10 protein-coding genes and 1 pseudogene are annotated in these 8,126 nt (G+C 33.8%); 7 read left to right on the plus strand and 4 right to left on the minus strand.

All coding sequences use genetic code 11. The features are described 5' to 3' along the window. On the minus strand, positions 1-270 hold a 270-nt coding region (locus FTT98_RS16670), incomplete at its 3' end, for a helix-turn-helix domain-containing protein (RefSeq protein WP_180177590.1). A 167-nt stretch (positions 271-437) separates the two neighbouring features. Here FTT98_RS16670 and FTT98_RS16675 point away from each other — a divergent pair. Then, positions 438-623: a hypothetical protein gene (locus FTT98_RS16675; RefSeq protein WP_218954620.1), complete on the plus strand. Its 186-nt coding sequence runs from the start codon at positions 438-440 to the stop codon at positions 621-623. A 65-nt stretch (positions 624-688) separates the two neighbouring features. On the opposite strand, the gene FTT98_RS16680 is transcribed toward FTT98_RS16675, so the two are convergent. Both FTT98_RS16680 and FTT98_RS16685 read right to left on the minus strand, forming a co-directional pair. Beyond that, positions 689-1,021, minus strand: a complete 333-nt coding sequence (locus tag FTT98_RS16680; protein WP_180095435.1) for a type II toxin-antitoxin system HicB family antitoxin — start codon at positions 1,019-1,021, stop codon at positions 689-691. Next, on the minus strand, positions 1,018-1,266 hold the full coding sequence (locus FTT98_RS16685; RefSeq protein ID WP_180095438.1) for a type II toxin-antitoxin system HicA family toxin: 249 nt from the start codon (positions 1,264-1,266) through the stop codon (positions 1,018-1,020). Before FTT98_RS16685 ends, FTT98_RS16680 begins: the two co-directional genes overlap by 4 nt. A 163-nt stretch (positions 1,267-1,429) precedes the next feature. On the opposite strand from FTT98_RS16685, the gene FTT98_RS16690 reads away from it, so the two are divergent. Next, on the plus strand, positions 1,430-3,103 hold the full coding sequence (locus tag FTT98_RS16690) for a hypothetical protein (RefSeq protein WP_180177591.1): 1,674 nt from the start codon (positions 1,430-1,432) through the stop codon (positions 3,101-3,103). Between the two features lie 150 nt (positions 3,104-3,253). Here FTT98_RS16690 and FTT98_RS16695 read toward each other — a convergent pair whose 3' ends face one another. Next, a complete protein-coding gene (locus FTT98_RS16695) occupies positions 3,254-3,622 on the minus strand; it encodes a LysR family transcriptional regulator (RefSeq protein WP_179991841.1) in 369 nt (122 codons plus the stop codon). 306 nt (positions 3,623-3,928) lie between these two features. Here FTT98_RS16695 and FTT98_RS16700 point away from each other — a divergent pair, with 306 nt between their 5' ends. From FTT98_RS16700 to FTT98_RS16720, 5 genes and pseudogenes are all read left to right on the plus strand, one after another. Further along, positions 3,929-4,225, plus strand: coding sequence for a hypothetical protein (locus tag FTT98_RS16700; protein ID WP_179991840.1), 297 nt, complete (start codon positions 3,929-3,931; stop codon positions 4,223-4,225). A 622-nt stretch (positions 4,226-4,847) separates the two neighbouring features. Beyond that, positions 4,848-5,780: a replication initiation protein RepM gene (gene repM / locus FTT98_RS16705; RefSeq protein ID WP_180095380.1), complete on the plus strand. Its 933-nt coding sequence runs from the start codon at positions 4,848-4,850 to the stop codon at positions 5,778-5,780. A 59-nt stretch (positions 5,781-5,839) separates the two neighbouring features. Further along, complete coding sequence (locus tag FTT98_RS16710) at positions 5,840-6,388, plus strand: plasmid replication DNA-binding protein (RefSeq protein ID WP_257225953.1); 549 nt, start codon at positions 5,840-5,842, stop codon at positions 6,386-6,388. Between the two features lie 12 nt (positions 6,389-6,400). Continuing rightward, positions 6,401-6,544 carry a hypothetical protein gene (locus FTT98_RS16715; RefSeq protein WP_167514224.1) on the plus strand — a complete coding sequence of 48 codons (144 nt, stop codon included), beginning with the start codon at positions 6,401-6,403 and terminating at the stop codon, positions 6,542-6,544. A gap of 297 nt (positions 6,545-6,841) precedes the next feature. Continuing rightward, a pseudogene (locus tag FTT98_RS16720) lies at positions 6,842-6,985 on the plus strand (transposase); the annotation flags it as partial. Positions 6,986-8,126: the final 1,141 nt, after the last annotated feature.

Genomic DNA, 8,126 nt, shown 5'->3' on the forward strand with positions numbered 1-8,126 from the left:
TTCATGCGCTAAAGTGGGTCCAAAACCGTGGAATTGCTCAGCAACAAGATTGAGGCACTTGAGCCTGATTTCTTCAGGAAGCCTGGAGTTGCTGGTTTGGCCACGTGCAGCATGTGCTAATGCAGCTGGGCCTTGAGCTTTATATTTCTGCAGTAATCGTCTGATTTGACGTTCTGAGATATGAAGTAGCTGAGCAGCCTGAGGTTGAGTTATGCGTTGATCGCAGATTTCCTGCAAGACCGACAATCGTTTAAGTTCTTTATCCGACATAGACACCAACATATCAAACCGTCCGCTAAGGAAATTGCAAAAGTGCATATTCTAAAAGCGGACATTTTTACTTTGGAGAAACCGGACATTTCTACTTTGGGCTTACAAGAGAGACTTCGCATAAGAGATTTTATGTTAAATGACTTAAATTTTTGGAGGAGATAATGATGCCTAATAATGAACATGAACAGGTGCATAGTAAATTAATTCAGATTATGGAAGATACTATTGATATTGCAGATATTTTGAATAGAAAAGATGCAAATAATGAGATGCTGTCTGAACAGTTACACAACCAAATGTTTGAACTAAGCAAAGCTATTCGTGACTTAAAAAAATTAAGTCAAAATTAAAATTATATGAATTAAAAAATGGGAGATTTAAGCTCCCATTTTTATTGTGTTTGTAATTAGATAAATTATGTACCCAAACGCATTAACTTTTCTTGAATTGCATCACTAACAAAGGCATTTAGGGAGTTACTTGATGCTAAAACCGCTTTACGATGTAATTCTGGGCTTATACGGACATTGAATGTGCCCTTGAATGGTTGATCAGGAGTTTTACCTAATTCAGCACATGACTCTAAATAGCCATCTACTGACTCTTGAAAAGCTTGCTCAAGAGCTTTTAATGTTTCCGCTTCATAGGTGACTAGATCGCGAATAAAAGAGAGTTTTCCAAAGAGTTCACCAGTTTCAAGATCAGGCTCAATTGTACCGAGATAGCCTTTGTATTTTAGATAGCTCATAAAAATCCCTCCTGCTTGAGTGCCTGTTTTACAGCTTTTAATGCTCCACCCTTAATTTCATTTTCAGGATGTGGACGGTGCAGTAAAATCATGTGTTCTGTTTTCTCATTAAAAAAACGGACACGAGAGCCTGCCATTTCAAACTTTTCATAGCCGAGTTGGTTGAGTAAAACGACTAAATCTTTATACGGAAACGTATTTTTTGAACTTCCAAATTTTTCCAGTAACTTTTCCGTTTTACCCATAATTTAGTCCTACTGTATTGCTAGTAAGTATAGTTAATTTCAAACAAGTATTGCAACTAAATTTAGTTGCAATCCTTGTGATTGCCATTATGTTAAATATAAAGCTTTCAATATTTTTAGATTTTTTATTTAATTGAATAGTAATAATTTTTTAATGATTGAAATGACTACAAATCAAAATTTTGACGATATTCGTAAAGACGCTTCATTTTATTATTTGGATCACATCGAAAGTTCAATGATTCCAAATACTACACTATATGGAATTATTCAAAAATTAAAAAATAAACAACAAGTTAATCTAACTCACAATGAAAAAGGCCATTTAAAACTACTTAATCTTTACACTTTGCATAGCTTTGTTTGCGGCACCATTTCATTTAATCAATATAAAAAAGAGGCTGCCAATAATGAAATAAGAAATAAAATGTTGGCAGAACAGAAAATTCGTCAGGAGCTTTTAGAAAAAAGAGCTATTGAAAGACAAAAACGCCAAGAAAAATTAGTTCAAGAACGAAGAGACAGAGAAAAAACTGAAGATGAACGAAAAAAAGTAGAAGTCGGTAAATCATTACTCTTACAAGCAAAAGTTAGTAAAAATGATTTAGAAACTTTTGAAAATAAACTTCTAAGTTTGTGCAAACAGTACTTTTTCGACCCTTTAAAGTCAGAACTTTTAATACCTAGCCGTTTAAAAGATATTGTAAGAAAATATGAAGAAAAACAAAGCCTAACTAAATTTGAAGAAATATATATTCATGAATATATGCTCAGATCTTTAAATGGTTTTCTGCCAGACTTTCAGAAAAAAATTAGAAATAAAGTTGAATTAGAGAGATTAGCTGAGGAAAAAATTCGTCAAGAGAAATTGAGACAGGAAGCTATTGAAAAACAAAAGTTGCTTGAGTCAGATCCTGTTTATGTTGCAAAGCAAAAAGAAAAAGCATTACTAAAAAAATACGACATTAATGAATATCTATCAGAAGTATTACCTACAGAGCTTTCTGAAATTCTGAATAAGCTAGAAAATGAAACAAGACTGTCTCAAGATGAGGCAGTTTGGTTAAATACAATAGGTAAAAAATTCTTTAGTACCAAAGTTCGTCATAAATTTCATCGATTAGAAGCTAATTATTATTTGCAGGAATATGCAAAGAACACCAAGAACATTTGGAATGCTATTAATGCTAGTAGTCAATTAAGAAAGTGTCAGGAAAGTCTTGAGGCAGAAGAATTTTTAGAAAAAATTTCCACCAATGGTATCAAGGATAAAAAATTATTATCTGCGTATTTCACTACTCTTGGTGGAGTTAGACGTGATCTTCGCAAGGTTAAAGTCGCCATTGATAATGCATCCAAAGCTCATAATTTAACTCCAGATAATTATCGTCCTTGTACTTTATTAGGCGCTATTTATATGGAAACGTATCAATATACACTTGGGCATGAGTGGTATGAAAAAGCTAGTGAACGAGGTGCAACAAATCAATCAATTAATGCTGATCTTAAAAGCATTCTCTCTAAGATGGATAAAGCTAAACGTAATGAAATGATTGAACATTTATTGAAGTTAGATACTCACGCATACTCATGGCTAAAGTCTCTAAAAACAGCCGTATTAAACAAGCCTACAAGTAAACAAAATAAAGTCGAGCAATCAGTAAAAGCTCAGAAAAAAGCATCGCCATCACAGCCTAAAAAGAATGCTCAAAATAAGCAGCCTAAAAATTCTGAAAAAAGTTTAAAGGCCCTTTTAGAACAGGGAGCTAAGGCACACAATTTAAACCAGCCAGTGAGCCTATCAAAACCCTCATGCATGAAGCCTAAGAAGAAATAATTTTATTATTGAGTTTTCCTAAAATTAACATAATACACGTTATACGAAAGGCCCTATTTACGGGCCTTTTAATCATCTGATTAACATAAAATCTCTTATACGCAGTGGCGGCTAACGCCACTATACAAGGCAACAGACCATACACTTTTTTTAAAACTTGATCTTGGATCTTACTTTAGTCAGTAGCTGATCAAGCAAATTTTGATTTTTGGATAAGTCCAACAGTAAGCCATTTAATTTTGTTTGGATCTCTTTCGGATCAGTCACCTCACCACTCATAAGATTTTTCAACAAACCACCAATCTTGTTGAAATCCTCCTTTATGCTACGAATTTCCTGAAACGATTGAACATCTATCAAACTTTTGGGCTGATAGCTTAAACCCAAATCACGTGCATATTGAGAAACCGATAAATTAGCCTGAGCAGCATTTGCTTCAATCTGCTTTTTTTCTTCATCAGTTACGACCACTTTAATGATCTTTTGGCGTATCCGTTTTGGCTTTTTCTTTTCATTCATTTTCATCATTTCCATTGTCATTTGGCTATGCCAAAAGCTCCGCAGGACAAGATTCCACGTTGAGCTTGAAAAGCGAATAAGCAGGAGTAATGGGTGTCAAAATGCTAGCATGTTGACCAACATTACACATCTTGCCTGTTTCACCTTAATTAGGTTTCGCACTTAATCGCATATAATCGCACATAAAAGAGATTAAAAGCTTATAAAATTTTATAATCGCACTTAAAAGCTTATAATTGCATATAAAAGCTCTTGATCGCATATAATTGCACTTAATCGCATAAAAATAGGAATGAGGAGATCTAAATGGTTACTCGACATGGAGCAAAAAGATTCATCACTGCGGCTTTGCCTGAAATAGAAAAACGGTTAAAAGCAGGCTACACCATCAAAGAAATACATGCAGATTTACCAGATCTCGCCAACAATATTTCTTACAGTGCGTTATTAAGAAATTTGCAGAAAATGGGCATCAGCGAAAAAATGCCGCACCAGGGAAAAACACAAAACATCAAAGTTTCCCAAAATGAGACCAAAGCTGGAAGAAATCAGCAAACCTCTTTTTCTTATGATCCACATACAACAGGAAAGGATCTTATTTAAAAAAATAATATGCCTTTAAAGGTGCTTTAATTGCGATTACAGCTCGATTAATAAAGAAAGGTACAGAACGAGTGTCTACGAGTGAAATCGCTGAAATTCGCGCTTAGACCCCCTGAAAAACTGCTTTTTAGGCTGTGAAGCCTAAATAAGCGTAAATCACATGCAGAAAATTGACCCTAGATCGAGCAAAGCGAGTAAAAAGCTCATGAGCGAAGCGAATTCCGAGCTGCTTTTGCTTTTTCTTAAAGTCACAACCCAATGAGCCAAAAAATTGCCCCAACGAATCGAGCGAAAGCGAGATTCAATAGAGTTTGAGCGTAGCGAAAACCAAGGGCAATTTTTCCTTTCCTGGGCTTTTAATTATTTTAAAGTTTTTAAATACTTTTAGACGCGCTGAAAGCCTTTATTGGCAATACTTTCAAAGGCTATATGACTACGTTTACCTACCAATATGACTACGTTTACCTACCAATATGACTACGTTTACCTACCAATATGACTACGTTTACCTACCATAAATCTACATATTATTTTTTGTAGATTCAACTACGTTTACCTTGCATTTAACTACATAATATTTTATATAGATTTATATTCAGAAATAAAAAAGTAGACTAATAACATGCGAGATCTAGTTGTAAAAGATAATGCTTTAATTAACGCAAGCTATAACCTAGATCTAGTTGAACAGCGGCTTATTCTTTTAGCTATTGTTGAAGCAAGAGAAAGTGGGAAAGGAATTAATGCAAACAACCCTTTAGAAGTCCACGCAGAGAGTTATATTAATCAATTCAATGTTGCAAGACAGACTGCCTATCAAGCATTAAAGGATGCTTCAAAAGATTTATTTGCTAGACAATTTAGCTATCAAGAAATAAATAAACGAGGAAACATCGAAAACGTACTAAGTCGATGGGTTAGTGAGATTCGTTATATTGATGCTGAAGCGACTGTTAAGTTAATTTTTGCACCTGCTATTGTTCCATTAATTACTAAGCTCGAAGAACAGTTTACTAAGTATGAATTACAGCAAGTGAGTAATCTCAGTAGTGCTTATGCTGTACGTTTATATGAATTATTAATCGCATGGCGTAGCACTGGGCAAACTCCAGTTATAGAGCTTGAAGAATTTAGAAAAAAAATTGGTGTGCTTGATGATGAGTACACAAGAATGGGGAACTTTAAAGATAGAGTTTTACACCTAGCCATAGCTCAAGTTAATGAGTTTACAGATATCGCTGTTAAGTATGAGCAGCATAAAAAAGGGCGTTCAATTTATGGCTTTTCATTCTCATTCAAGCAAAAGAAAACCGTTAACAAAACTAATCAAGAAGCTAGAGATCAAAACACCATAGATATTTTCACCAAGTTAACAGATGCTCAGCGCCATTTATTTGCTAATAAATTATCAGAACTGCCTGAAATGAGTAAGTACTCTGAAGGCACCGAAAGCTATCCGCAATTTGCTGTACGAATTGCCGAAATGCTATTAGATGCTGAAAAATTTAAAGAACTATACCCATATCTAGTAAAGGTTGGCTTTCAAACAAAATAAAGATAATGTTCAGTAATATGTTCATCTGAACATCCTTGTACATGAACAGAGGGATTGTATTGAACACTACAAAATTTAGCGTAATGGACGCTAGTAAAGCTTTCAAAAAATCAAGAACTACCATCTATGAAGCTTTAAAAAATGGTGAACTATCAAGGGATAATGATGGTCTAATAGATTTATCAGAACTCATCAGAGTTTATGGTAATCCTATTGGCGTACAGCAAAGTACACGTACTGAACACGTTCAAAAGAATGTCCCTGTACAAGTTCATTCTGAAATTGAACAGGTATTAAAAGATCAAATTAATTTGCTTAAAAGCCAATTAGATTTAGCGAATCAGCGAGAAAAATCCTTGATGCAACACATTGAAGATTTGACTCATAGAATAGAATTTAAAGGTAATTTAGAACAGTCCAATACTGATGATAGAGTTGATGATGAACAAACGACTCCTATCGCTACAAATACAGCCGATACTCAAGCAATAAACACTCAACCTGAAGAACAGAAAGTTCAAAAAAAATTAGATAACCAACATCAAACTCAATTAAAAAAACGTGGCTTATTTGGCCGTGTACTGAATGCTGTTTTTGATAATGACTAAGGGAGAAAGATCATGCCGAAACTGAAAGACATTGCCCTAGGCATTATTGTGGCCCCGCTGTTGATCCCGATCATGCTGATCGCATCGTACCAGGATAAAAAGGAGCTGAAAAAAGAGCTGGATAAACGCCAAAAAGAAAAAGACCAGGCATCCTGATTATTCAATTGAGCTAATCAAAATCGTGAAACATTGCTTAAATAATAGGCGTGGAACGTGAAAAATCATAAAAAAAGCCCGAACAGGGATGCTCGGGCTATAAACTAGAAACTACAGTGTTGAATTATAAGGATAATTATACAGCATTTCGTATAAGGTGTATTATGTTAATTTTTAGTTAATATAAAATTTAGATAGCTTCTGCAACTAATTTTAAAGCTGATTTAATTTTTTGCTTATTCTCATACATTTTTTTGTCAGCTTGTTCTGCTGCAAAATATAGCCCACTACTGGGATGCCTCCTATAAGGCAAGACATCTGATCGAGAAATTTTTTGCCAAGCTCAAGCAGTATCGTGCCATTGCCACACGCAATGATAAATTGGCTCAAAACTTCTTATCAGCGATCTACCAGGCTTCAACAATCATCTGGCTTAATTGATGACACACCCTAAATATTTCTAGAATATTCTCTTAAAATCTCATACACCCTAATTTTATCTTCATATATAGTTTTCTCTATCACCTCATTGATCTCTTCATTCGTCCACTTTTGAGACTTAGCCCTACAAATGAATATTGATTGCAAAACAAATTTGTGCTCACCTTTTCTCAGATAGAGATTCTTTACTTTTTTTTCCATAAGAAACAATTAAATAGCTTACTCCTTCTAAATTCTATACCAATTAGAAAAACTTCACTGTTAATTAAAACTTAATAAAATCCTAAACTTGCAAAATAATCTAAATATCAGTTACTTAATGATCAGAAAAATATTATTATTGTATTATTAATGTTTAATATTTGTTGTTTGTATGTTCTGGATTCTTATAGCAGTTCTAGTTTTGATTAGTACACTATTAATTATTTCTATGGTGAAGGAATATCTTAAAAATCCTTTCAGATAAATGACTCAATTTTAATCCATTTAACATAATAGAGCTTATACGAAACGCAATTTAAAATATTATTGTTTTTCATATAGTTAAAATTTTTTCATCCCCCTGAAAAACAACAAAAAACCGACTTGGAAACAAGTCGGTTTCTTTTTAAGCAAAACTGTAACTTTTAGCCAATAAAATTGATCAAAAAATATTCTTTTTTGCGTTTTTTCCTGATTTCTCAAGGGTCACAGTTTAGAAATAATCCCCAATTTCTGCGGACAACTCTTGGGATAAAATAGGCCAACTTTGTAAGCTAAAACTTACACAGATTTAAGGATTTTGCGGATATTCATAACCCCTTGTATTCAATATCATGAAGTCATAAGAGAACAGGACGTTCCGCAGAATAAAAATAAATAATCGCACAAGGATCGGCGGCACGACAGGAGTTATGCCAAGCGAACCAATACGAAAAAGCCCGACAGGATGTCGGGCTTTTTTACATTCTATGTTCAGTGATAGGTTTAAAGTAAACTACGATGAATTACATATAAATTATTCAGAATGAAATCTTTATCAAAAGAAAAGGTCCTCGATTTTTTTTCATTAATGGCTGTTTTAATTCTGATTGTCTCTTGGTTACTTCCTGTATTCGATGGCATGAAAGGATACGAACTTTTTGTATATTCATTTTTCTTA

The sequence above is a fragment of the Acinetobacter sp. YH12039 genome, assembly GCF_013420015.1.
Taxonomy (GTDB): Bacteria; Pseudomonadota; Gammaproteobacteria; order Pseudomonadales; family Moraxellaceae; genus Acinetobacter; species Acinetobacter amyesii.

What these genes read in the sequence shown, in the direction of transcription:
- FTT98_RS16675 (WP_218954620.1), top strand. Translation starts at nt 438, where the DNA reads ATGCCTAATAATGAACATGAACAGGTGCATAGTAAATTAATTCAGATT.
- FTT98_RS16680 (WP_180095435.1), bottom strand. Translation starts at nt 1,021, where the DNA reads ATGAGCTATCTAAAATACAAAGGCTATCTCGGTACAATTGAGCCTGAT.
- FTT98_RS16685 (WP_180095438.1), bottom strand. Translation starts at nt 1,266, where the DNA reads ATGGGTAAAACGGAAAAGTTACTGGAAAAATTTGGAAGTTCAAAAAAT.
- FTT98_RS16690 (WP_180177591.1), top strand. Translation starts at nt 1,430, where the DNA reads ATGACTACAAATCAAAATTTTGACGATATTCGTAAAGACGCTTCATTT.
- FTT98_RS16695 (WP_179991841.1), bottom strand. Translation starts at nt 3,622, where the DNA reads ATGAATGAAAAGAAAAAGCCAAAACGGATACGCCAAAAGATCATTAAA.
- FTT98_RS16700 (WP_179991840.1), top strand. Translation starts at nt 3,929, where the DNA reads ATGGTTACTCGACATGGAGCAAAAAGATTCATCACTGCGGCTTTGCCT.
- repM (WP_180095380.1), top strand. Translation starts at nt 4,848, where the DNA reads ATGCGAGATCTAGTTGTAAAAGATAATGCTTTAATTAACGCAAGCTAT.
- FTT98_RS16715 (WP_167514224.1), top strand. Translation starts at nt 6,401, where the DNA reads ATGCCGAAACTGAAAGACATTGCCCTAGGCATTATTGTGGCCCCGCTG.